Origin of the sequence: Aminobacter sp. MSH1, assembly GCF_003071665.1 — a bacterium.
GTDB lineage: Bacteria > Pseudomonadota > Alphaproteobacteria > Rhizobiales > Rhizobiaceae > Aminobacter > Aminobacter niigataensis.
Map to the genome: position 1 here is coordinate 282139 of NZ_CP026266.1, position 22624 is coordinate 304762.

At 63.2% G+C, this 22624-nt stretch carries 22 protein-coding genes; 5 read left to right on the forward strand and 17 right to left on the reverse strand.

What is annotated here, in order from left to right; all coding sequences use genetic code 11:
• Nucleotides 1-17: 17 nt before the first annotated feature.
• The 15 genes from CO731_RS27605 to CO731_RS27675 all read right to left on the reverse strand — a co-directional run bounded on the left by CO731_RS27605 (nucleotide 18) and on the right by CO731_RS27675 (nucleotide 17047).
• A complete protein-coding gene (locus CO731_RS27605) occupies nucleotides 18-1277 on the reverse strand; it encodes an amidohydrolase family protein (RefSeq protein WP_108610297.1) in 1260 nt (419 codons plus the stop codon).
• 27 nt (nucleotides 1278-1304) lie between these two features.
• Nucleotides 1305-2327, reverse strand: coding sequence for an NAD(P)-dependent oxidoreductase (locus CO731_RS27610; RefSeq protein WP_159091752.1), 1023 nt, complete (start codon nucleotides 2325-2327; stop codon nucleotides 1305-1307).
• Nucleotides 2328-2386: 59 nt separating this feature from the next.
• Nucleotides 2387-2785, reverse strand: a complete 399-nt coding sequence (locus CO731_RS27615) for a heme-binding protein (protein ID WP_108610299.1) — start codon at nucleotides 2783-2785, stop codon at nucleotides 2387-2389.
• A gap of 105 nt (nucleotides 2786-2890) precedes the next feature.
• Entirely contained in the window at nucleotides 2891-4057 is a 1167-nt protein-coding gene (locus tag CO731_RS27620; RefSeq protein ID WP_108610300.1) for an aminotransferase class V-fold PLP-dependent enzyme, read from the reverse strand.
• Between the two features lie 92 nt (nucleotides 4058-4149).
• The gene (locus CO731_RS27625; RefSeq protein WP_108610301.1) at nucleotides 4150-4896 is read right to left on the reverse strand and encodes a fumarylacetoacetate hydrolase family protein; all 747 of its coding nucleotides are present in this window, start codon (nucleotides 4894-4896) and stop codon (nucleotides 4150-4152) included.
• Nucleotides 4881-6254, reverse strand: a complete 1374-nt coding sequence (locus CO731_RS27630; RefSeq protein WP_245439993.1) for an amidase — start codon at nucleotides 6252-6254, stop codon at nucleotides 4881-4883. Before CO731_RS27630 ends, CO731_RS27625 begins: the two co-directional genes overlap by 16 nt.
• A 31-nt stretch (nucleotides 6255-6285) precedes the next feature.
• Nucleotides 6286-6675: a RidA family protein gene (locus CO731_RS27635; protein WP_108610303.1), complete on the reverse strand. Its 390-nt coding sequence runs from the start codon at nucleotides 6673-6675 to the stop codon at nucleotides 6286-6288.
• Nucleotides 6676-6693: 18 nt separating this feature from the next.
• Nucleotides 6694-7998 (reverse strand): leucyl aminopeptidase family protein, encoded by a 1305-nt coding sequence (locus tag CO731_RS27640; RefSeq protein ID WP_159091753.1) that lies wholly within the window; start codon nucleotides 7996-7998, stop codon nucleotides 6694-6696.
• Between the two features lie 170 nt (nucleotides 7999-8168).
• The gene (locus CO731_RS27645) at nucleotides 8169-9104 is read right to left on the reverse strand and encodes a polysaccharide deacetylase family protein (RefSeq protein ID WP_108610305.1); all 936 of its coding nucleotides are present in this window, start codon (nucleotides 9102-9104) and stop codon (nucleotides 8169-8171) included.
• A gap of 2 nt (nucleotides 9105-9106) precedes the next feature.
• Entirely contained in the window at nucleotides 9107-10294 is a 1188-nt protein-coding gene (locus CO731_RS27650) for a urate hydroxylase PuuD (protein ID WP_108610306.1), read from the reverse strand.
• A gap of 265 nt (nucleotides 10295-10559) precedes the next feature.
• A complete protein-coding gene (locus CO731_RS27655; protein ID WP_159091754.1) occupies nucleotides 10560-12089 on the reverse strand; it encodes an ABC transporter ATP-binding protein in 1530 nt (509 codons plus the stop codon).
• A gap of 12 nt (nucleotides 12090-12101) precedes the next feature.
• The gene (locus CO731_RS27660; RefSeq protein WP_108610308.1) at nucleotides 12102-13109 is read right to left on the reverse strand and encodes a BMP family protein; all 1008 of its coding nucleotides are present in this window, start codon (nucleotides 13107-13109) and stop codon (nucleotides 12102-12104) included.
• A 50-nt stretch (nucleotides 13110-13159) separates the two neighbouring features.
• Nucleotides 13160-14059 carry an ABC transporter permease gene (locus CO731_RS27665; RefSeq protein WP_108610309.1) on the reverse strand — a complete coding sequence of 300 codons (900 nt, stop codon included), beginning with the start codon at nucleotides 14057-14059 and terminating at the stop codon, nucleotides 13160-13162.
• On the reverse strand, nucleotides 14056-15090 hold the full coding sequence (locus tag CO731_RS27670; protein WP_108610310.1) for an ABC transporter permease: 1035 nt from the start codon (nucleotides 15088-15090) through the stop codon (nucleotides 14056-14058). Before CO731_RS27670 ends, CO731_RS27665 begins: the two co-directional genes overlap by 4 nt.
• Before the next feature lie 436 nt (nucleotides 15091-15526).
• The gene (locus CO731_RS27675; protein ID WP_199914662.1) at nucleotides 15527-17047 is read right to left on the reverse strand and encodes a winged helix-turn-helix domain-containing tetratricopeptide repeat protein; all 1521 of its coding nucleotides are present in this window, start codon (nucleotides 17045-17047) and stop codon (nucleotides 15527-15529) included.
• Nucleotides 17048-17221: 174 nt separating this feature from the next.
• Here CO731_RS27675 and CO731_RS27680 point away from each other — a divergent pair, with 174 nt between their 5' ends.
• Nucleotides 17222-17419: a DUF1127 domain-containing protein gene (locus CO731_RS27680; RefSeq protein WP_199914666.1), complete on the forward strand. Its 198-nt coding sequence runs from the start codon at nucleotides 17222-17224 to the stop codon at nucleotides 17417-17419.
• 102 nt (nucleotides 17420-17521) lie between these two features.
• Nucleotides 17522-18688: an MFS transporter gene (locus tag CO731_RS27685; RefSeq protein ID WP_108610311.1), complete on the forward strand. Its 1167-nt coding sequence runs from the start codon at nucleotides 17522-17524 to the stop codon at nucleotides 18686-18688.
• Between the two features lie 51 nt (nucleotides 18689-18739).
• Here CO731_RS27685 and CO731_RS29140 read toward each other — a convergent pair whose 3' ends face one another.
• Together CO731_RS29140 and CO731_RS27690 are read right to left on the reverse strand one after the other, a co-directional pair.
• Nucleotides 18740-18913, reverse strand: a complete 174-nt coding sequence (locus tag CO731_RS29140; RefSeq protein WP_183263911.1) for a hypothetical protein — start codon at nucleotides 18911-18913, stop codon at nucleotides 18740-18742.
• A 319-nt stretch (nucleotides 18914-19232) separates the two neighbouring features.
• A complete protein-coding gene (locus tag CO731_RS27690; RefSeq protein WP_183263910.1) occupies nucleotides 19233-19685 on the reverse strand; it encodes a DUF983 domain-containing protein in 453 nt (150 codons plus the stop codon).
• A gap of 351 nt (nucleotides 19686-20036) precedes the next feature.
• On the opposite strand from CO731_RS27690, the gene CO731_RS27695 reads away from it, so the two are divergent.
• From CO731_RS27695 to CO731_RS27705, 3 genes are read left to right on the forward strand one after another with little or no spacing between them, the layout of a single operon-like run.
• The gene (locus tag CO731_RS27695) at nucleotides 20037-21467 is read left to right on the forward strand and encodes a cytochrome ubiquinol oxidase subunit I (RefSeq protein WP_108610312.1); all 1431 of its coding nucleotides are present in this window, start codon (nucleotides 20037-20039) and stop codon (nucleotides 21465-21467) included.
• A gap of 3 nt (nucleotides 21468-21470) precedes the next feature.
• Nucleotides 21471-22478 carry a cytochrome d ubiquinol oxidase subunit II gene (gene cydB / locus CO731_RS27700; RefSeq protein ID WP_108610313.1) on the forward strand — a complete coding sequence of 336 codons (1008 nt, stop codon included), beginning with the start codon at nucleotides 21471-21473 and terminating at the stop codon, nucleotides 22476-22478.
• Nucleotides 22478-22621 carry a DUF2474 domain-containing protein gene (locus CO731_RS27705; protein WP_108610314.1) on the forward strand — a complete coding sequence of 48 codons (144 nt, stop codon included), beginning with the start codon at nucleotides 22478-22480 and terminating at the stop codon, nucleotides 22619-22621. The genes cydB and CO731_RS27705 overlap by 1 nt, the downstream gene beginning before the upstream one ends.
• Nucleotides 22622-22624: the final 3 nt, after the last annotated feature.

Below are 22624 nucleotides of genomic sequence, written 5' to 3' on the forward strand. Positions count from 1 at the left end.
AGATCGTGCCTGGTCTTCTAGGCGGGAGCAGCCGTGTGGATTCCGCAAAGCGGGCCCGCGACAAATTCCCCACGATGCATGACCGAACGGTCGGCAGCGCCACCGGCGACGAGACGCCCGACATTTTCGCTGCGGCTCACGACAAGATCGGCGAAGGCGCCGGCACGGAAGCCGTAGTCGGCGCCCAGTCGCATGATCTGCGCGGGTGCGTCGGTGATCATGCGAAAGGCACGGCCGGTCGCATCCTCCATCAAGTGAGCGGCAAGGATGGTCCATCGCGCGATCTCGAGCAGATCGCCGGAGCCGACGGGAACGAAGGCGTCCTGGATATTGTCGGAAGCGGTCGCCACCGGCACGCCGGCGTCGAGCATCTCCGCCACGCGGGTAAGGCCGCGCGGCACGAGTTGACGCCTGTCCCTGCCCTGGAGGAACAGATTGGCCGCGGGCAACGTGCATACGGCGACGCCGGCCTTGGCGGCGGCATCGATCGAACGTCGTGCCTCGTCGTCGGAGACCGCGGAAAGCGACGACACATGGCTGCCGACCACCCTGCCGCCCATGCCGCGCCGCATTGTCTGCTCGACAAGATAGTCGAACCAGCGTGCGCCGGGGTCGAGCGTTTCGTCGATATGCAGATCCACGCAGCGGTCATGACGTTCGGCTACGTCAAGGAGCATGTCGATATAGTTCCTGGGGTCGGGAGCGAGATTGGGCGTGCCGCCTATGCAGTCGGCACCGGCCGCAATGGCGCGTTCGAGAAGTTCGCGTGCGACAGCCAGATCGCCCCGCGCCGCACTCGACGTTGCAAAGGCCACGACCTCGAGGTGTATCCTGCCACGGCTTTTCGCCCGCAGTTCGCACATGGCCTCGACACTCTTGAGTTCCAGCTCGTAGTCGAGATTGGCATGCGTGCGGATAGCGCTCGTGCCCATCGCGACGCATGTGTCGAGCGTCGCTTCGGCGCGCTTGAGAATGTTCTCTTTTTCCAGCCCCTTGGAATAGGCGCGGAACGCCTCGATCGCGCCCATCAACGTGCCGTCACGGTTGGGCGCGTCAGCCAAGGTGAAGCTCTTGTCGAGATGCTGGTGCATGTCGACGAAGCCGGGTGTAACCAGACGTCCGCCGACGTCTATCGACATCACTTCGCTGGCGCTGATCCCCGGTGCGATATCGAGCATCCGCCCCTCTGCGGAAATCAGGATGTCGACAGGGGCCGAGCCACCCGTGCCCACGGGAGACATACCATTTCGCAGCAGTAGCCGAGGCTGTCCTGTCATGCCTTTGTCTCCCGCCTTTCAGCCTTGTCAGGCAACTCGGTGACGCAGTTCCCGGCCATCCATCAGACGCCGGATGTTCTCCCATTCGAGTTCGCGCATCGACCTGTCGTTCGAGCGCACGCCGCCAGCAATGTGGGGAGTAAAGACCACATTCGCCTGCGGGTCGTCGGCAAGTCGCAGCAACGGATTGTCACGCGGCACCGGCTCCCAGGTCCAGCCGTCCGTCGCCACGCCCGACAGGATGCCGACGCGATAGGCGGCCGCCACGTCGGCCTCGTTGAGAACCGTGCTTGCCCCCGTCGAAACGAGATAGGCGCCCGGCTTCATCTGCTCGATGAAAGCATGGTCGATCATCTCGCCAATGCCCTCGCCATGCGGCAGCAGGATGCAGAGGACGTCGCTGCGCGCGCGTATGGAATCGATATCCGCATATTCGACGCCGAACTCGGCTTCGACCGCCGCCGGCAGCCGCGACCGCTTGTTGTACAAGACCTCGCAATCGAAGGCCCGCAGCCGAACGGCAAGTTCGGCACCAATCTCGCCGAATCCGAGAATGCCGACCGTCGCGCCGGCCAGAGAGCGGATCTTGCGGCGCTCCGTCCAGTTGTAGGCAAAATGGTTCTCGTCGCATTTCTTGGGCGGCGTCCCCCAGTCTGGCGTAGCAACCAGCGCATGCTCCGCCTCGCGGCTGGCCTTGACCAAGGACAACACCTGCATCATGGCGTGCTCGGCAACCATCGAGCAGCCGCGCAGCGGCCATCGGCACACGGGTATGCCAGCCTTTCGCGCCGCGTCCGCGTCGATGTCATGTGTCATGCGACCGAGCCGCTGGACCAGGCGAAGCCTACGGCCGGCGGCAAGCATATCCGCATCGATCAAGCCGCTGCGCTCGCTTATGAAGACATCGGCGAGCGGCAGCTGCTCCAGGAGCTCGGCACGCGACGGCGCTTCGCACATCGTAATGTCGAGCCCCTCGGGCGCTGCCTCCATGGCTATCTTCTGATGCCGTGGGGCGCGGAAGGTAGCAAACAGGACTTTCAGATTGGACACGGCGTTGCCTTCTTGAAGCGGGTGATGCCGAGGCACCGTTGCGAGCGGGTGATGGCAAGTCAACCGAGTGCTGCGGCCCCTGCCTGCGCGATCTGCTCGTCCTGCTGCGGTGCGACGCCGGAAACGCCGATAGCGCCGACAAGCTCGCCACCTGCGACAAGCGGCAGCCCGCCACGCAGCGGTGTTGCACCCGGCAAGGTCATGACGCCTGGACGACCTGCGATGCGATCCTCCAGTGCACCTGTCGGACCGTTGAAGATTGCAGCCGTACGTGCCTTCGCCACGGCCACCTCGGCCGAAGCGGCGTTGGCGCCGTCACGCCGGATGAACCCCAAAAGGTGGCCACCGGGATCGACCGCGGCGACGCTGACATTCCAGCCGTTGGAGGCTGCCTCAGCCACAGCCGCCGCCAACACCCGCTCGATGTCGCCCTGTTCGATTTTCGTCGTCGATTTCATGATGTCCTCCCAAAATTCATTTCGCGCCGTTTAGATCGATCGCGAACATCGGCGAAGACGGGGATCGTGCCCAGCCTCTGCCAGTGCCGTCATGGCGACCAACCCTCAAGCCGTTTCCGTGAGGTATTTCATCGCCACGTCGACGCCACCGCGCTGATGCGGAACGCCGGCGAGGTCGAGGCTCATCTCGCAGCCGGCAAGCGTGCCGGCAAGCGTCAGTTCGTTGATGTTGCCAAGATGGCCGATGCGGAACACCTTGTCCGCAACCTTCGACAGGCCCGAGCCCAGCGACATGTTGAACTTTTCCAGCGCGATCCGACGGTAGGCATCGGCGCTATGGCCCTCCGGCATCATGACGGTGGTGAGCACCGGCGAATAGTGGATCGGAGAGTTGCAGAGGTTCTCGAGTCCCCAGGCCTGGACTGCGCGGCGGGTGGCCTCTGCAAGGCGCTCGTGGCGAGCAAACACGGCCTCCAGTCCTTCGTCGAGCAGCTTGTCGAGCACGAGCGACAGGCCGAACAGCAGATTGGTGGCCGGGGTGTAGGGAAAGTAGCCGCTCTTGTTGATGGCGATCATCTCGCTCCAGTCCCAATAGGAGCGAGGCATGCCGCCAGCCTTCGACGCTTCGAGGGCCTTTGGGCCAACCGCGTTGAACGACAGGCCGGGCGGCAGCATCAGCCCCTTCTGCGAACCAGACACGACGACATCGATGCCCCACTCGTCCATGCGCAGATCGGCCGACGCCAGTCCCGAGATCGTGTCCACCACAAACAGTGCCGGGTGGTTGGCCGCGTCGATGGCTGCGCGGATATCGGCCAGGCGGGAGGTCGAACCGGTCGAGGTCTCGTTGTGCACGATGCACACTGCGCGGATTTCATGGTTGCGATCCTGGCGCAGCGCGTCTTCGATCACGGCCGGATCGGCACCGGCGCGCCAGTTGGTGCCGAGCGTGGTCGGCTTGAGCCCCAGCTTGATCGCCATGCGGCTCCAGAGACTGGCAAAATGGCCAGTCTCGAAGGTGGCGATGCGATCGCCGGGCGAGAACAGGTTGGCCAGCGCAGCTTCCCACGCACCGGTGCCCGAAGCCGGGAAGATCACCACGTCATGCTGGGTCTTGAAGATTTTCTTGATGTCGCGGAGCAGCTTGGAACCCAGTTCGCCGAACTCGGGGCCGCGGTGATCGATCACCTGGCGGCCCGTGGCCGCCAGGACGTCCGCCGGCACGGGCGAAGGTCCCGGTATCTGCAGGAAGTGGGTCCCTTGGTGCATCATAGTAGTCTTCTCCCAATCGTCTCCGAGAGTATTCGGCGAACGTCTTTGATCTTACAATTGAAAAACTATCGGCTTTTATGCAGGTTATTTCATCAATGGCCGGGCGAAATGACCTGCGTCCTGACTTCGCCGAACCTGGAGAACTCAGCTTCGAACCGCCCGCCGGCACCAACCTGGGTGATGCCGGTATAACTGCCTGTGGTCAGCACCGTGCCTGTCGGCGCCCCGCCGCGCCGCGCGAGATGCCGGACCGCCCAGTGCAACAGTTCGAGCGGATCGCCGAAGGGATGCCTGGCCTCCCTCGCCTCGCCATTGACCATGACCTGAACCGAAGCCAGATCCTGCCCGGTCCAAGCGATGGGCGCCCCAAGAACAACACCGCCGCTGGCCTGAAAATCCGCCAGTTTCCAAAGCGGCGCTGCGGCGTTGGCCCCGGCAAGTCGAGTGTGCAAGATCTCAAGCAACGGAACGACATGGCTGAACAGCGCCAGGCACTCAGCCCGACCCAACGTTGCCATCTCCGGGGTGATCTCCTTGCCAAGCCGCATGCCCAGTTCCGCCTCAACACCAAGCTGGGCAGCGCCCGGGGGCAACACGCAGCGCCCGTCCGGTCGCACGATGCCGAGCTTCGGGATCGGCGCGATATAGGGCTCGGGATCGTTGGCCGCCCGTCCGATCTTCCACGCGATCGCCGAGCCGAGCTGGCGCAACACATGATCCTGGATGCCATAGGCATCGGCACGGCTCTGCGGAGCGGGCATGTCAGGCTCCACACCGACCCCGGTGCGGTGAGCCGATAGCAGCAGTTCGCCTGCCTGGGAGGTCAGATCGCCGGCCATTGATAACCTCCGTAGGCGTTGTCGTAGTGTTCGGCCAGATCGATGAGGCTGTTGTCCGACCCGAACGCGCCGACAAGCTGGAAGCCGATCGGCAGGCCGCCAGACGATGGCGAGGCGGGAATGGCTACACCGGGCAATCCACCTGCGTTGGCGAAGGCGGTGAAGACGGCGTGACCGCGGGGCCCGACCTCGATGCCATTGATCCGGGACGGATGCGTCTCCAGCTTCGGCCATGACAGGGCCGCGATACTGGGGGTCATGATGAAATTGTAGGTGGCAAAGACCTTCGCCAGTTGCGCCCTCAGCCTGCCCACCTGAGTGAGCATGTCGAAATAAGACATCGCGTTGACTTCGCCGCCCGTGCGTATCATCGGCACGAGGCTTTCGTTGACCTGGGTCGCGTCCCTCGTCTGCATCAGCCAGGCCAGCCCAACCGGCCCGACCATGCCCCAGATGGCGTCCAGCACCTCCGCATCGAACGGCGTCTCGCCCTGGTCGACGCGACAGCCGAGATCGACGAGCCGTGAGGCCGCGCGGTCGACGCTTGCCGCAATCTCGGTGTCAACTGGCGCCGAGCCGAATCGTGGCACATAGAGGATCCTGGTGGTCTTGGGCACGCGATAGCTGCCGATGCGCGCCTTGGCGGGGAAAGCGAAGGAGGCGCGGTCGTTCGGGTCGTGGGCAGCCAGGACCGACGCCGCGAGACGCAGATCCCGCGCGCTTCGCGTCATTGGCCCCACGGTTTCAAAATCGAGCAGCAGGCCCGGCAACCCGCCACTACGGCCAACGAAGCCCGGACTCGGCTTGAGCCCATAGAGGCCGGTGTGACCGCATGGCCGACGGATCGAGCCGCCCCCGTCCGTGCCGACGGCAAACACTCCCATGCCCGAAGCCGTCGCCGCAACCGCGCCGCCGCTTGACCCGCCTGGAGACAGGTTCGGGTCCCATGGATTGCCCGTCGCGCCGAAGAGCAGGTTGTCGGTAAAGCCCTGCAAGGTGAATTCAGGGACGTTCGTCTTGCCCAGAATGATGGCGCCCGCCGCCCTGAGGCGTTCGACCGGGCTCTCGTCGGCGTCGGGAACATGGTCGGCAAACAGCTTGCTGCCCCAGCTGCAGCGCAAACCGCGCACCTGCAGGTTGTCCTTGACGGTGATCGGGACGCCGTCCAGCGGCCCGAGCGGCTGACCGGCGCGCCAGCGCATGGCGCTGGCGTGAGCGGCTTCAGCCGCCCCCTTCTCGTCCGGTGTGATGATGGCATTGAGGATCGGGTTGGCGACGCGAATCCTGGCCTGCGTTTCCGACAAGACGTCGACCGGATCGAACCTGCCAAACTTGTAGCCGGCATTGAGCTCGGCCACATCATGCTTCCATAACGCCATGTTCAGAACCTCAGTCGTTTTCGATATGAGCGATCACATCGAATTCGACGAGCAGTTCCGGTATGCCGAAGGTGCCGGTGACGGTTGCGCGCGACGGCAGTACGTCGCCGTGGAAGAACTCCCGGTAGGCCTCGTTCATGCCCTGGAAATAACGCATGTCGGACAGGTAGATCATGACCCGTGCCACGTCCTTGAGGGTGCCACCGGCCGCTTCGAGCAAGTGCGTCAGGTTGGTCAGGGCCTGCCTGGTCTGCGCCCGGATGTCGCCGACGCCCACGACCTTGCCTTCCAGATCCAGCGACACGGTCGCGGTGTAGAAATGATTGCCGGCCATGGTGGCCTGGGAATGCGGGTTCGGCGAAACAAGAACCTTGGGCGAGTAGATGGTACGAATTGCCATTTCAGTTAGTCCTCATGCTTAAATTGAAGAGCTGCGAGTGGTCTCACGGTCGGCGAGCGCGAGCACGAATTGCGTGAGCACGCGGGTCCCGCTGCCGGTCGGCCCGGAAGGCCCGAAGACGTGCGGCTGTTCCGACCAGCAGGTGTTGTAGAGGTCGAGATGCAGCCATGGCGCGTCGCCCACAAACTGCTTCAGGAACATCGCCGCGACTGGCGTGCTGCCCATCTGCCCGGTCTTCGAGAAATTGCGCAGGTCGGCGACCGGGCTCTCCAGGAAGGCGAGATATTCATCCCACAGCGGCATTGGCCAGATCTTCTCGCCGGCGACCCTGTCGGATTCGATGAGCAATGACAGGCAGGAAGGCGCCGTCGAGAAAGTGGCAATGCCGAGCGGGCCAAAGATGCCCATGGTCGCGCCGGTGAGCGTCGCCAGATCGATGATCAGCTGTGGTTCGAGCGACCGGGCGTATGACAATGCATCCGCCAGGATCAGCCGGCCCTCGGCGTCGGTGTTGATGACCTCGACAGTCTTGCCGGAATGGGTACGCAGCACGTCCCCTGGCCGCATCGCATTGGGGCCCGGCATGTTTTCCACGACCGCGAAGATCGCCGTCACGGCAAGATCAGGCTTCAGTCTGGCAACCGCCTGCATGGCGCCGGCGACCGCCGCCCCGCCGCCCATGTCGGCCTTCATCTGCTCCATGCCGTGGGCCTGCTTGAGCGAAATGCCGCCACTGTCGAAGGTGACGGTCTTGCCGACGAGGACGACCGGCTTCTGCGTCACCCCCTCCGGCCTGTAGTCGATGCGGATCAGCAACGGCTCGAAGGCGCTGCCCGAAGCCACGGCCAGCAGCCCGCCCATGCCCTGCTTTTCGAGTTCCGCCCGACCCATGATCGAGATGGACAGGCCGGCCTCGGTTGCGAGTTCCTTCATGCGAGCCGCAAAATGCGGCGGCGTCATCACGTTCGGCGGCTCGGTGCAAAGGTCGCGCGCCAGCGCGGCGGCATCGGCTATCGCTCGCGCCCTCTCGAGCGCGCGGTCGGCTTTGGCACTCTCCCATCCACTGCCAAAGGTGAAACCCAGCCTTAGGGCAGGTTCCCCGGAACGGGGAAAGGCCCGCGAAACAAAGTCGTGGTTTGCGAGAAAAGCGCCTTCGGCGATCGCTTGCAGCTTGAGTTCCGGATCGTCTCCCAGTTGGCAGCGAGACGGGATGACGATAGCCGCTCCCTCTACCTTCATCTTGCGCAAGGTGCCCACGGCCTGCGCCGCCTGGCGTCGACCGTCGGCAATGTCGGCGCCGAGCCGGGCAGCGACGACTGGCATATTCCGGTTTTCCAGGAAGAGCGGCTGCGGAACGGAGCCTGAAGCGAGGCGAAGTCTCGTTTCGACCGCGGCAAGCTCCGGGTGATCCGAGTGATCAGCCGTCAGGCACAACACGACGGCATCGGGTCCGCGCAGTATGCGATCGACCGAGGTGGAACATGACCCATCGCTCATGCCTCCGCACCTGTGGCCGGAGCAGGAAAATGTGTCTTCCAATGGCTGGCAATGTCGGCGCGTCGACAGATCCAGACGTCCTTGTGCCCGACAATGTGGTCGAGGAATCGAGCAAGGCCGCGTGCTCGGCCGGGGTGGCCGGCCATACGTGGATGCAGCCCGATATTCAGCATCCGCGGCGCCTCAGCGCCCTCTTCATAGAGCTGGTCGAAGGCATCTCTCAGCAAAGCATGGAACTCGTCGGCCGTCTGAAGACCGCGGGGCACCAGCTTGCAGTCATTGGTCACCAGCGAATAGGGCACGATGAGTTGCTGGACGCCCTTGACCTCGACCCAATAGGGGACTTCGTCGTTATAGGCGTCGGAATCGTAGCCGATCTGCGCCTCTACCAGCAGTTCGCGTGTATTCGTGCTGGGCCCGTAACGGCAGCACCAGCCTTCGGGCTTGCGTCCGACGGTTGCCTGCAGGCTGTCGATGGCGCGCTGTATGTGCTCGCGCTCCTGCTCACGCGTCAGCAGCCAGGGCTTCTCCCAGCGCCAGCCGTGACAGCAGATATCGGCTCCGTCGGCGGCAATGCGTTCGGCCAGTTCGCGGTGGCGTTCCAGCGCCAGGGCACAGGCAAAGGCGGTGTAGGGCACGTTGCGGTCGGCAAGCATGCGCAGCAGCCGCCAGACGCCCACACGGCTGCCATATTCGTACATCGACTCGGCGGCGAGATCGCGCCCTGCGATGCCGGTGTCCATCCCCTCGCCTTCGGTCAGCGCGGTATCGGTCCTGGCATCGCCGTCGAGCGGCGAGTATTCGGAACCTTCCTCGATATTGAGGGCGATGTTCACCGCCAGCCTGGCACTACCGGGCCATTTCGGATTCGGTGGGATGGCGCCGTAGCCTATGAAATCCCGCGCCGGGCCCTGGCTGTCCTGTTCGCTCATGTTCACTCCGCCTTGGCTCCGCCTTCGATCCACTGACGAAGCAGTTCGCGCTCGTCGTCGGTCATCTCGGTCACGTTTCCAGGCGGCATGACATGCGTCGTGACAGCCTGCTGGTAGACAAGTTGGGCGGCTTTGATCGCCGCTGGCGCGGCGTCCAGGATCAGGCCCTTGGGGGGCGCCTCAACAAAACCCCCCTTCGACGGATCTGCCGCATGGCAAGCCACGCAGCGCTGGGTGAGGATGTCGGCAACCTGGCTGTAGGTGACGGCGGATGTTTCGCCGGACACAACGCTGCGCGGGGTCGGAGCGATCATGAACATGGTGGCCAGGATCAGCGCCGCGCCGAAGGCGATGTAGATGGGCTTGGCCTCGCCAGCGTGCATGGTATTGAAGAAGTAGCGCACCGAAACGCCGGCGGCACTGATCAGGATGAAGGCGAGCCAGCCCAGTTCATGTCCATAGACCATCGGGAAATGGGCGCCGATCATCGCGAAGACCACCGGCAGGGTCAGGTAGTTGTTGTGATAGTTGCGCTTCTTGGCTTCGGCGCCGACGTCGAACTGGGCGATCGTTCCATCCGCCATGGCTTTGAGCATGCGCTTTTGGCCCGGCAGAATGACGAACCAGACGTTGCCCGCCATGATCGTGCCCATGACGATGCCGACATGCAGGAACGCCGCCTTGCCGCTGAATATCTGGAAGAACACCCACACCGAACCCGAGAGTAGGACGCCGAGCACGGCAAACAGGATGCGCTCGTCGTTGATCTGCTTGCAGGTCACGTCGTAGGCGATCCAGCCGAAGACGATCGAGAAGATGCTGACGCATATCGCCAGTACCGGCGAAAGCGCATCGGCACTGCCGGATACGAGGTTCAGGCTCGCACCATACCAATAGACCACGGCCAGGAGCAGCGCACCGGACATCCAGGTGCCCAGCGATTCCCATTTCGACCATTTCAGCTGTCCCGGAACGTAACCGGGGCCAAGCGGGTAGCGGCTGTAGTTGTAGATCGCACCGCCATGAATCGACCAGAGCTGACCGCTGACACCGTCTACCGGCGGCTCCGGCGGCCGGAACGAACGGTCAATCTTGTTGAAGTAGAACGACGAACCGACCCAGGTTATCGCGGCGACCACATGGAACCAGCGCAGTACCAGATGGAGCCAGTCGGCAATGTAGTTTTCCATAATCTGGGATATGCCTTCACTAAAAATCCAGCGGCCGCTTGGTGTTCGGCCTGCGCTAAGAATGGCGAATGCCGGTGATCATTCAATCGCGAAGATCGATACTTTTGTTTCGAGAAAACGATCAATGCTTTTGCGGCACAACGATTGGGAGCGGCGGCTTGGCTTGAACCTGCACAGTGGCTGCCAGAGCGGCCCGGATGTGGATTGTGCGAATGCCGCGCAGCAGCCGGGCATTTGCCGGGCGGCTGCGCAGGACCAACTGGCGTCAAGCTGCCTCGGCACCCGCCATCAGGCTTCCGAAATGCTGCGGATCGTAGGCGTCGGCATCCACGGTACCCACGGCGCGTCCGCAATAAAGCACCACGACACGGGTCGAGAGCTCCATCAACTCATCGAGATCGCTCGAAATCAGCAGTACGCCTGCCCCTGCTTCCGCCGCCTGCACCAGGCGCTGCCTGATATAGGCGGTGGCCGCGAAATCGAGTCCCCGCGCCGGCTCGTGCGCGATGATCAGCCTTGGATTGGCCGACAGTTCGCGGCCGATGACCACCTTCTGCTGGTTTCCGCCGGACAGGAATTCGAGTTTGGTTTCCGCCGAGCGCGTACGGACGTCGAACTCGGCGATGCAGTGCTTTGCGAATTCGGCGATGTTCTTGCGATTCAGTATTCCGCGACGGGAGAACTGCGGTTCGCCCTCGTGGCCCATGATGAAGTTGGAGGCGATGTCCATCTCGCCGACCACCGCGTGGGCGTGACGGTCCTCCGGAATGATGGCGATACCGCCCCGGCGTCGCGCCTCGACCGAGGTGGTCCCGAGTTCCTTGCCGTAGATACTGATACTGCCGGCAGTGGTGGATTGAAGGCCGATGATCGTTTCGGCCAACTCGGACTGGCCGTTCCCGGCAACGCCGGCCACGCCCAGGATTTCTCCTTCCCTGACTTGCAAGGAGATCTTGTCGAGCAAGGCAACCCCGTCGACGTCGAGCGAGACATTGTCCATGTCGAGCACGACTTTGCCCATCGCGGAACGGCTTCGCCGTTGCGTCGTGTTCACCTCCTGCGACACCATCATGCGGGCGATGTCGGCAATCGTGCCCTCGCCCTTCGCTACAGTTGCAATCTGGCGGCCGTTTCGCAGGACGGTGATGTGATCGGCAAGATCCAGCGCGTGTTCCAGCTTGTGGGTAATGATCACCACCGCATAGCCGCGGTCGCGGAACTGCAGCAGCATCTCCAGCAGGCGGTCGCTCTGCTGCGGCGTCAGAACTGCCGTCGGCTCGTCCAGGATCAGGATCTTTGCCCCTTGGTAGAGCATCTTTAATATCTCGACCTGCTGGCGCTGCCCGACGGACAGTTTGCCCACCAATGTGTCAGGCGACAGATCGAAACCGAACTGCGCCGACAACTCGCTGAACCGCTCCCGATACTGGCCCCATTTGGGGGCCAGATCGGTCCATTTCAGCGTCGGCATGACGATGTTGTCGAGCACGGAATGTTCCATCACCAAAGAGAAATGCTGGTGGATCATGCCGATCTGGTGGGCGATCGCGTCCCGTGTCGACCAATGAGAGCCGACGTCCTGCCCGCCGACGAGCATGCGACCTGCGCTTGGCTGCAGGATCCCGTACAACACGTTCATCAGCGTGGATTTGCCGGCGCCATTTTCGCCGACCAGCGCATGGATTTCGCCGTACCGAAGAGCAACGCTGACATTGTCCAGGGCCTTGAAGGAGCCAAATGCCTTGGAGATACCTTCAAGCCTTACCGCTTCGCTTCCAGGACTTGCCTCGACCATCATCCGGCTCTCTTACTTGAACTTGTGCGCGACGACGGGAACCGACAATTCGCCTGCCTGATACCGGCGCACGCTGTCTTCGATCTTGGTGATTTCCTCCGTCGTCAGGTGCTCTTTATTGAGCGGCATCACGGAGAAGGTCTTGGCGCCGAATTCGTTGATCTTCGGCTCGACCTTGCCCGAGGCCACGTCCTTGGCGAGAGCATCGTACCAGCCGGCGACATCCAGAATGACGCTGGAGAGCACAGTTTCGGGCGCATCTACCGCCCAGTCGGTCGCGTAGCCGACGAATCTGGTCTTGCCGCTTTGCGAAGCGTCGAGAATGCCACGGGTGCCGACGCCGGCATTGCCGAGCACGATATCGGCGCCTCGCTGGATCTGCAGCGCGGCAACTTCGCGGGCACGCGGGATGTTGGTCCAGTCGCCGGAAAACGCCGACAGGAATTCCACGTTCGGATTGACGACCTTGGCGCCCTCGATGATGCCGCTGAACATGTCCTCGACTGCCTTGACCGGCAATCCGGCGACGCCGGCGATCTTGTTGGACTTGGTGGCCTGGCCCGCGATCAGCCCATTGATGACGCCGTAGGAATAGAAGTCGGGCGCATAGGCGGCGACGTTGTTGGATTTAGGCAGGCTGCTGGTCGTCGACAGCATGGCGAACAGTGTGTTCGGATAGTTCGGTGCCACCTGATCCCAGGCCTTGACCTGACCGCTCGAGGTGAAGATCACCACCTGGAAGCCGGATTTGGCATAGTTCTCGGCGGTGCTGGCGATCAGCGGGAACGGCACGTTTTCAGCCATGGTCACGTCCCAGCCGTGCTCGTCGATCAGCTTGCGCACGCCCTGGTAATGACCGCGGTCCCATCCGTTGACGGAAGCCGGGTTGCTGACGCCGAAGATCACGGCGGCCTTGATCTTGTCTTGCGCGGAAGCTGTGCCGATCATGGCACCGCATAGTGCGACTGCCGCGAGCATTCGGCCGAAATGCCTGCCAATGGCTGCTGTAAAGGTACCCATTATTGCTCTCTCCCCAAGTTATAGTTGCAGAAATATGTTCGACGCAGCGATCAAAGCTGCTCGTAGGGCTTGCCGACCTCACGCGGCGCGCGGCCGCACTCTGCGAAGGCAAGGACGCCGACCGTCAGAAGGTATGGGATCATCAGGTAGAAATGGGCGTTGCCGCCGAGCACCTGGGTGCGCAAGGCCAGTGCCTCGCCGAGCCCGAACAGCAGGCAGCCGAACAGCGTCCAGCGCGGATACCAGCGCCCGAAATAGACTGCCGCCAGCGCAATGAAACCACGTCCCGCGGTGATGTCGTCGGCAAAGCTGCGGACCCAGCCAACCGTCAGGGCAGCACCGCCCAGGCCGGCGAGGCCGCCGGCAAGCGCCAGGGCGACTGTGCGCACCAGCACGACGTTGATGCCGGCGGAGCGCGCCGCCTTGACGTTCTGCCCCACTGACCGGAGCAACAGCCCAGGCGCGCTGCGGAACAGCATGTACCAGACGACGAAGTAGAGGATGACCGCCAGCCACGCCAATGGCGGAACGGCGAACAGGAACGCGGCGATCGGGTTCTCGCTGAGCGCGCCCGGTGCCGACCAGCCCATGGGCGGGCTCATCTGCTGCAGGTCGTCGGCGGCGATGCGGAAGATGAAGCTGGTCAGTCCGATGGCCGCGATGTTCATCGCCAGCCCCATGACCACCTGGTCTGTCGGTAGCCAGACGGTCAACACCGCGGTGACAAGCCCCATGACCACACCGGCGCTCAGTCCCCAGACCACGCCCATCCAGGGATCGCCGACATAGACGGCGCCGAGTATGCCGAACAAGGCGCCGCACAGCATGACGCCCTCGGCGCCCAGGAACAGCACGCCTGCCCGCTCGGCGATCAGCACGCCCAGTGCGACGATCATGAGCGGCGTGGCGATACGCAGCGCGGAGAGCACAAATTCGAGATCGAAAATCAACGTCCCACTCCGCCAAAAGAGATCATTTTGAAAAGATGCGTCGATCTGACGGCAAGGAGCAGCAGCACCGGCAATGCCTGCAGAAGGAAGACCAGCGCCGCCGGCACCCCGGTCATCGCCTGCATGTTTCTACCGCCCGTTTCGAGGCCGGCGAGCAGCAGGGCGGCAAACATCACGCCGACTGGACTGCGGCCGATAAGGGCGGCGAGGATGCCGAGAAAGCCCCACGGTTTCGCCCAAAGCTCGGCAACCTGGAACACGACCCCAAGCGCCTGTATGCCACCGGCAATTCCAGCGACGGCCCCCGCTGCGAGCACGGCCTTGGTCAATGTGATGTTGGTGCGCATGCCCAGCGCCTGGGCAGCGCCCGGGTTGCCGCCGAGCGCCTCGAGGCGGAACCCGAAAACCGTGTGCTTGAGGATCCAGCCCGCGATCACCACGATGGCGACGGCAAGGAACACGCCGACATGCACGACGATCACCGGCAGGCGATACTCGACGGGGATCAGCGCGGATTCGGCGAAGAACGAGTCCGGCTGCTTCATCGGGCCGGTGACCATCGCGAGCACGAACTCAACGGCGACGAAGTTCAGCATCACCGTCGTCGTCACCTCGCTGGCGCCGCGTTTCGTCTTGAGCAACAAAGGCGGAACGATGAGAAGCATCCCCGCGGCCGCCGCGGCCGCAAATGCCAGAACGACCATCAAGGGAGCGGGCAGCGTGAAGGCCGTGGTGACGAAGACGGCAGCCAGCGCACCGAGCTGCAACTGACCTTGCGCGCCGATGTTGAAGAAGCCTGCCTTGAACGGGATCAGGAACGCCAGCCCGCAAAGTGCTGTCGGTGTCGCCTCGATCACCGTTTCAACGATAGCCTGGCGGCTGCCGAGCACGCCCTCGACCATCGCGGAAAGTGCGCTGGTGGCGCTGCCTCCGATCAGTTCGACGAGACCGGCCACGACCAGCATGGTCACGATCAGTGACGAGGCGAAGATGGCAATGTTGGTGAATATTCGAAAGCGGCCGAGATTCATGGACGTCTGCAACGCGTTCAAGCGTAATCCTCAACTGTTTGCTTCCCTCGCGCCGCCATGTATCAAGGTGAATGGCAGCGTATCCGGGTTGGTCTCCGGCCACTCGAGAAGCGTTCCCATAGTCAAAGGCTGCTTTCGGCGCAGCACGTATTCTTGAAATGTCAGCGGCCCGTTTAGGCAATCTGCCGACCCCTCTGTGCATTCATCTGACCGTCAATCGACTGATGGAACAATCCTTAAAATAGACACTATAATTCGCATTTCGCGATGAATGCCGCTGCGGCACCTGCCGCCGGGCGAGGCGCATGTCGGCCAATCGCTGCGATGAGCGGCTCAACGATGGCTGTCGCGTGGGGGAAACAGACCTCAGGGTAGGACGCGGCCGAGGACTGTCCCGTTGCGAGTCCTGGTTAGTATGGGAGGTCGCGCCGCCGCGTCACGCCGGAAGACCCGCCTTGCGGTAGCCGTCGACGAAATGCTCGAGCGTGGCTGTGTCGCGGAATGGCTCCGTCGCGGCCCAGTGGCGGGTGGTGAACTGCGGGTTGCCGACAAGGAACAGTTCGACCTCGGCCTGCGCTTCTTCGAGCCGGCCGAGTTGGGCAAGGCTCGCCGCCAGGAAACGGCGTGAGCTTGTCCGATAGGTCTCGTCCCGGCGCAGTGTCTTGACAGCGGCCTCGTAGTCGCCGACCGCATATTGCGCCTGGCCGAGCGTCAGGTAGTACCAGGCCGCCGGAAACGGGTTGAGCCGGAACGCCTTGCGAATGTGGTCCAGGCCCTCCTCGACCCGCCCGGACAGGATCGCGATGTCGGAAAGCGCCGCCCAGGTATCGGCCTCGTTGGGGTCGAGCTGGATCGCCTTGGCGAATTCCGCATCTGCCTCGGCGAAGCTGCGCTCGTAGGCCAGCAGGTAAGCCAGGACCCAGCGGCAGCCGGCATCGTTGGGATCGATCGCCACCGCCTTGCGCGCCAGTTCCAAGGCAACGCTACGGGCAGCTTCGCTTGGCCCGCCGCTGTGGACCCATCCCATCCAGTGGTTCATGGCAAGCCAGCGATAGGCCTCGGCGTAGTCGGGATCGAGCGAAACCGCGCGGGTGAGCAACAGGTGTGCTTCCCGGGCCGACTGCGGGGAGTCGTCCATCAGCTTGCGCGCCCGCACGCAGAGATCGTAAGCCTCGAGACTTCTGGGCCGATTGCGCGGCGGCGGCGGCGTCTGCAGCCGGCCGAGCAATGCGTCGACGATCTTGCCGGTAACCTCGTCCTGGACGGCGAAGATGTCATCCAGGCTGCGATCGAAGCGTTCCGCCCACAGATGCTCGCCGCTGGCCGCATTGACCAGTTGGGCATTGATGCGCACGCGCCCGGCGGCGCGCCGCGCGCTCCCCTCCAGCAGGTAGCGCACGCCGAGATCCTCGGCGATCGTGCGCACGTCCGTCGCCCTGCCCTTGTAGGCAAAGGCCGAGTTGCGGGCGATGACGAACAGGCCGGGGATCCTGGACAGGTCGGTGATCAAGTCTTCGGTCAACCCATCCGCGAAGGATTCCTGCTCGGGGTCGTTGCTGACATTGACGAAGGACAGCACGGCGATCGATGGTTTGTCGGGCAGCGGCAGAGGTTTTCGCTTCGTCCCGCCGACCTCTTCGACGGTCCCGGTGAAGCGGTAGCCGACGCGTGGAACCGTCGAGATCCATTCACCGCCGCCGGCTGCCGGGCCAAGCAGCTTCCTGAGCTGCGCGATCTGGACCGTGAGGTTGCCTTCCTCGACAGCCGTACCCGGCCACGCGGCGTCCATCAGCTCGGTTTTGCCGAGGATGTCGCCCGGCCGTCCGACGAGCGCAGCGAGCAGCTTCAGCCCGCGGTAGCCGACCGCAACGGGCTCATCGTTCCGGAGCAGCGTTCCCGCATCCGGATCAAGCACGAACGGACCAAAGGCAAAGCGCGACCGCTGCATGCGGCGCATCTTTAGCCCGTTTGGGAGTTTTTGGAACTATTTGGCAGGGCTTAACGACGGCGCCGTCCGTCTCCTGCACAACTCATCCTCTTTCAGGTCGAGGGCTCCGTGCCCTTGGACCGCATGGAGGTTACCATGGACGATGGTCTTGCGTCGGCCCCGCATCAGGCAGAGCGGCCGGGAATGCCTGTGGAGTCGGCAGACGTGTCGCGTCGGTATCCGGCGACCCTGCGGGGCATGTTCGAGACTTGGCGCTGGCGGATACATTTTCGCTGGGAACTTGAGCAAAAGTTGAAGGACAATCCCCATCTGGTTGACGATATCGGCCTGACGAGGCGACAGGTCGAGGCAGAGATCGCCAAGCGCTTCTGGCAAGCGTGAGGCGAATGCTGCAATGATACTTGATCGCCAGTTTCCGGGTGCCGCGATGGTTCGCCGGCACGTGCACCTGCCGGAACGTGCCGGCTCTTCTTCGAGGTCCGCATGACTGCCGAAAGCACGACATCGCCACGAGAGGATCGGATGCCATGGGCCGCGATGGCGGGTATCATCGCGACTGTCACGGTGTTCGCCGTGGCGCAGGGGCTGACCTATCCGCTGCTCAGCTTCATCCTCGAGCGGCAGGAAACGTCGCCGGGCCTGATCGGCTTGTCGGCGGCGATGACGCCGCTCGGTTTCATCGTGTCCGCGCCCCTTATTCCAGCGCTGGTGCGGCGCATGGGCGCGGCGCGGCTTGCGATCCTGTGCTCGGTCCTGGCAGCAGCCACCCTGGCTGCGATTGCCTGGACGCAGGACGTCTGGGCCTGGATGCCGCTGCGCTTCATGCTCGGCTTCTTGGCCAATCCGCTCTACGTGATCAGCGAGACCTGGCTGATCACTATCGCGCCCGCGTCACGCCGGGGCCGCATCATGGGCCTCTATGCATCCATCGTTTCGGGTGGCTTCGCCATCGGCCCGCTAACCCTCCGGCTCTTCGGGACTGAAGGCTGGCCACCGTTTCTGGTCGGGATTGCTGCGTTCCTCCTGTGTGGGCTGATTGTCCTGGCAGTCATCCCACGCTTGCCTGACATGCCGCATGAAGGCGAGGCGACATCGGTCGGCCGCTTCTTCGCACTGGCGCCGCTGCTATTGCTTGCGGTATTTGCAGCGGCCGCTTTTGAACAAAGTTTGCTTGCCATGCTTGCCGTTTACGGAGCTGCCTATGGCAGTCCCGAAAGCCGTATCTCCGCGCTGATCGCCTGTTTCATCCTTGGCAATGCCGCCCTGCAGATACCGCTCGGGCGCCTTGCGGAAGGGATCGGCTCGGCCCGTGCGATGCTGTTGTGCTGCTCTCTGGCGCTGCTCGGTTGTGCCCTGTTGCCACTGCTGTTTTCGTCCGCGTTGATCTGGCCGATGGTGTTCGTCTGGGGAGCGGTGACCTTCGGAATCTACACCATGGCGCTGATACAGCTCGGTGAACGGTTCTCGGGGCAACAACTCATCGCCGGCAACGCGGCGTTTGCGCTGGTCTGGGGAATCGGCGGCTTTGTCGGCTCGCCGATCACCGGTTTCGCGATGCAACTGATGGGACATCAGGGGCTGCCATTGTCCCTTGGCCTGCTGTGCGGTGTGCTGGTGGTGTTTCTGATGGCGGAGAGACGGCGGGCCTGATCGAGCCACTTGCCTCGGGCCGCGTCCGTGCATGCCGGTTGAGCTGCGTTCCTAGGCCTGCGCTGCGTAGTCGATGCTCTCCGTGATCGCCGACTGGCCGGCAGCTGCCATCGTCTGCATGGCGCGGCGTACGCCCGGCATCTGGAGTTCGCCCGCGCAACAAAGCCGCGCCACCAGGCAGGCGGTCAGTGCAACAAACTGGAGCGTGGTCGATGCGGTTTTCATGGTCGTCGCCGGTCAAAAACGTCCTGCCTGCAGCCAGGATGGCTTCAGCGCATGTTTCGGTTGTTGTGTCCTGCGGATGCTTCGGTTGGTGCCCTGCGGCACGCGATATCCGATGTGACTAATTCATACCATGAATTGTTTTTTCACACCAGTGGATTTTTTGCCATGGCGCTCGCATCGAGCGCGGTCGTGCCGAGACCAATGATATGACACGTCTCGACGGCCGGCCGACAACTCGGCCTCGCCGGTAATTGGTGTCGGTTGACGGCTATGCCCTGCCTTGCCGCCGATGCCCACAGTTATCGGGCCGCGGACGCGATCAGGCGCCGCCCGGCTTTTGCCCAGTCTGTTGCTTGGCCAGCTTCGCCTTGGCGTGCCAGTCGAAGTCGATCGAGCCTTCCTCGGCCTTGTGGAAGAATTGCGAACACACCAGCCAGCCCTTGAGCGGCCGCAGAAGCGCCATGCAGCTCAGCACGGTCAACGGCAACGTTATGAAGATATGCACCCACAGCGGCAGGCCGAAGGCCATCTGGAACCAGACGCCGAACGCGAGCGCCGGCACGGCGGCGATGGTCATCGCAAAGAAGGCCGGGCCGTCGGCCGGATCGGCGAAGGAATAGTCGAGGCCGCAGACCTCGCAGCGCGGGGCGAGTTTCAGGAAGCCCGAGAACAGGTGCCCCATCTGGCAGCGCGGGCACAGCCCCCTGATGCCTGTCTTCATCGGGTTGTCGGTCGGGGTGAAGCCTTCCGCCGAAAATCTGCTCTCAGACATACTCGCCTCCATCTCGGAGCCGCTAAAGCGGCTGGCGCCACATGCCGGCGCTTCATTTGCATCCATACATAATCCTCATGGCGCTTGCGTGCAAGACGCGAGATGCATATAATTAGCATACACTCCAATCAATATGGATTGATGCGTGGTTTGTATGGATTTTATCGCTTGCAACCCGGGCAAGCCTGGCATGGGTCAAATTGTCCGTGGGGGTGCGTCGACTTTCCGCGATGCGCGGACCAGAATGCAGGTCTATTGCAGTTGTGAGCAATACCTGACGAAAGTCGGCGAGTATCGCGCTTCGACCGGCAATCGTGCGCAAGCCGATTGTTCATGCAAAAGAGGTCCCGAATGTTCGGACTGACGGCACTGGAACTGGCCCGCATACAGTTCGGCTTCACCATTTCCTTCCACATCATCTTCCCTGCGATCACCATCGGGCTCGCAAGCTATCTCGCTGTGCTGGAAGGGTTGTGGTTATGGAAGCGCGACACCGTCTACCGCGACCTCTATCATTTCTGGTCGAAGATCTTTGCCGTCAACTTTGCCATGGGCGTCGTCTCGGGCCTTGTCATGGCCTACCAGTTCGGCACCAACTGGAGTTACTTTTCGGCCTTCGCCGGCAGCGTGACGGGCCCCCTGCTCGCCTATGAGGTGCTGACCGCCTTCTTCCTCGAGGCCGGCTTCCTCGGTGTCATGCTGTTCGGCTGGAACAAGGTCGGCCCGGGACTGCACTTCTTCTCGACGATCATGGTGGCCCTCGGCACGCTGATCTCGGCCACCTGGATCCTGGCCTCGAACAGCTGGATGCAGACACCCCAGGGCTTCGAGATCATCAACGGCATCGTCGTGCCGGTGAACTGGTTTGAGGTGATCTTCAATCCCTCCTTCCCCTATCGCCTGGCGCATATGACGGTGGCGGCGTTCCTGGCCACCGCACTGTTTGTCGGTGCCTCGGGCGCCTGGCATCTGCTGCGCGGCAACGACAACCGCCGCGTCCGCACCATGCTGTCGATGGCGATGTGGATGCTGCTGGCTTCGGCGCCGCTGCAGATCCTGATCGGCGACCTGCACGGCCTCAACACGCTGAAGCACCAGCCGGCCAAGATCGCAGCACTTGAAGGCCACTGGGAAAACAAGCCCGGCGAAGCCATCCCGCTCACCCTGTTCGGTTGGCCCGACATGGAGAAGGAAGAGACGCTCTATGCGCTGAAGATTCCGCGTCTCGGCAGCCTGATCCTGACGCATGAATGGAACGGCCAGTTCCCCGGCCTGAAGGAGTTCGCCAAGGAGGACAGACCGAACTCGACGGTGGTGTTCTGGAGCTTCCGCATCATGGTGGGCCTGGGCATGCTGATGCTGCTGCTCGGGGCCTGGGGGCTGTGGCTCAGGTGGCGGGACAGGTTGTTCGACACCAACCTGTTCCTGCGCTTTGCCACGGTCATGGGACCGACGGGCCTGATCGCCATCCTTGCCGGCTGGTACACCACCGAAATCGGCCGCCAGCCATGGATCGTATATGGCGTGATGCGCACCAAGGACGCGGTGTCGAACCATTCGGCGCTCGCCATGAGCACGACGCTGGTCGCCTTCATCGTGGTCTATTTCATCGTCTTCGGCATCGGAACCCGCTACATGCTGAAGCTGGTGGCCAAGGGCCCGGAAGATCATGAGCACGAGCCGACCGACGACACCGGTGCGCGCCGACCCGCGCGCCCGCTTTCGGCCGCGCCCGACCAGATGGACATGTTCGTGCCGACGAACCAGGACAGGAAGGGCTGAAACATGGGCATCGATCTCCCGGTAGTCTGGGCCGTCATCATCGCCTTCGGCCTGATGATGTATGTCATCATGGACGGTTTCGATCTCGGGATCGGCATCCTGTTCCCCTTCGTCCGCGACCGCGAGGACCGGGATACCATGGTCAACACGGTCGCCCCGGTGTGGGACGGCAACGAGACCTGGCTGGTGCTGGGCGGCGCGGCGATGATGGCGGTGTTCCCGCTCGCTTATGCCGTCATCCTCAGCGCGCTGTATTTGCCGCTGGTGCTGATGCTGCTCGGGCTGATCTGGCGCGGCGTCGCCTTCGAGTTTCGTTTCAAGGCCGACGAACATCATAAGCCGTTCTGGGACCGGGCCTTCGCCGGCGGCTCCTATGTCGCGACCTTCTTCCAGGGCGTTTCGCTTGGCGCATTCCTCAACGGCTTCCCGATGGAGAATGGCTCTTATACAGGCGGTGCGCTCGACTGGATCACGCCCTTCAGCCTGTTCACCGGGCTTGGGCTGATCGTCGCCTACGCGCTGCTCGGCAGCACATGGCTGATCATCAAGACCGAAGGCGCCCTCTATGACCGCATGGTTGCCCTGGCGCGGCCGATCACGCTGACGCTGCTCGCAGTCATTGGCATCGTCAGCCTGTGGACGCCGTTCGCCCATCCCGACATCGCCGAGCGCTGGTTCAGCTTCCCCAACATCGTCTTCTTTTCGCCAGTGCCGGTCCTGGTGCTGGTCAGCAGTTGGCTGATCCTGCGCAGCCTGAACGGTGCGCCGCACGTCGCGCCGTTCCTGCTTGCGCTGTTCGTGCTGTTCCTCGGCTATAGCGGCCTTGGCATCAGCCTGTGGCCGAACATCATCCCGCCCGACATTACCATCCGCGAGGCGGCGGCCCCGCCGCAGAGCATGGGCTTCACGCTGGTCGGCGCGCTGTTCATCATCCCCTTCATCCTCGGCTACACCGCTTGGTCCTATTATGTGTTCCGCGGCAAGGTGAAGGCTGGCGAGGGCTATCACTGATGGCCGCGCCCACCGAAGCGCCGGTTTCCTGGCCAAAGCGGATCGGCTGGCTGGTGCTGATCTGGATCGCCAGCGTGCTGGGTCTCGGCATCGTGGCCTACCTGTTCCGCTTCGTTATGGGCCTCGCCGGCCTGACCGTCTGACTT

Coding starts and splice junctions, on each gene's coding strand:
- CO731_RS27680 (WP_199914666.1), top strand. CDS start 17,222: ATGCCTGTGGAGTCGGCAGACGTGTCGCGTCGGTATCCGGCGACCCTG.
- CO731_RS27690 (WP_183263910.1), bottom strand. CDS start 19,685: ATGTCTGAGAGCAGATTTTCGGCGGAAGGCTTCACCCCGACCGACAAC.
- cydB (WP_108610313.1), top strand. CDS start 21,471: ATGGGCATCGATCTCCCGGTAGTCTGGGCCGTCATCATCGCCTTCGGC.
- CO731_RS27625 (WP_108610301.1), bottom strand. CDS start 4,896: ATGGCCGGCGATCTGACCTCCCAGGCAGGCGAACTGCTGCTATCGGCT.
- CO731_RS27705 (WP_108610314.1), top strand. CDS start 22,478: ATGGCCGCGCCCACCGAAGCGCCGGTTTCCTGGCCAAAGCGGATCGGC.
- CO731_RS27605 (WP_108610297.1), bottom strand. CDS start 1,277: ATGACAGGACAGCCTCGGCTACTGCTGCGAAATGGTATGTCTCCCGTG.
- CO731_RS27650 (WP_108610306.1), bottom strand. CDS start 10,294: ATGGAAAACTACATTGCCGACTGGCTCCATCTGGTACTGCGCTGGTTC.
- CO731_RS27685 (WP_108610311.1), top strand. CDS start 17,522: ATGACTGCCGAAAGCACGACATCGCCACGAGAGGATCGGATGCCATGG.
- CO731_RS29140 (WP_183263911.1), bottom strand. CDS start 18,913: ATGAAAACCGCATCGACCACGCTCCAGTTTGTTGCACTGACCGCCTGC.
- CO731_RS27695 (WP_108610312.1), top strand. CDS start 20,037: ATGTTCGGACTGACGGCACTGGAACTGGCCCGCATACAGTTCGGCTTC.
- CO731_RS27655 (WP_159091754.1), bottom strand. CDS start 12,089: ATGGTCGAGGCAAGTCCTGGAAGCGAAGCGGTAAGGCTTGAAGGTATC.
- CO731_RS27675 (WP_199914662.1), bottom strand. CDS start 17,047: ATGCGCCGCATGCAGCGGTCGCGCTTTGCCTTTGGTCCGTTCGTGCTT.
- CO731_RS27620 (WP_108610300.1), bottom strand. CDS start 4,057: ATGATGCACCAAGGGACCCACTTCCTGCAGATACCGGGACCTTCGCCC.
- CO731_RS27615 (WP_108610299.1), bottom strand. CDS start 2,785: ATGAAATCGACGACGAAAATCGAACAGGGCGACATCGAGCGGGTGTTG.
- CO731_RS27670 (WP_108610310.1), bottom strand. CDS start 15,090: ATGAATCTCGGCCGCTTTCGAATATTCACCAACATTGCCATCTTCGCC.
- CO731_RS27635 (WP_108610303.1), bottom strand. CDS start 6,675: ATGGCAATTCGTACCATCTACTCGCCCAAGGTTCTTGTTTCGCCGAAC.
- CO731_RS27645 (WP_108610305.1), bottom strand. CDS start 9,104: ATGAGCGAACAGGACAGCCAGGGCCCGGCGCGGGATTTCATAGGCTAC.
- CO731_RS27640 (WP_159091753.1), bottom strand. CDS start 7,998: ATGCCAGTCGTCGCTGCCCGGCTCGGCGCCGACATTGCCGACGGTCGA.
- CO731_RS27660 (WP_108610308.1), bottom strand. CDS start 13,109: ATGGGTACCTTTACAGCAGCCATTGGCAGGCATTTCGGCCGAATGCTC.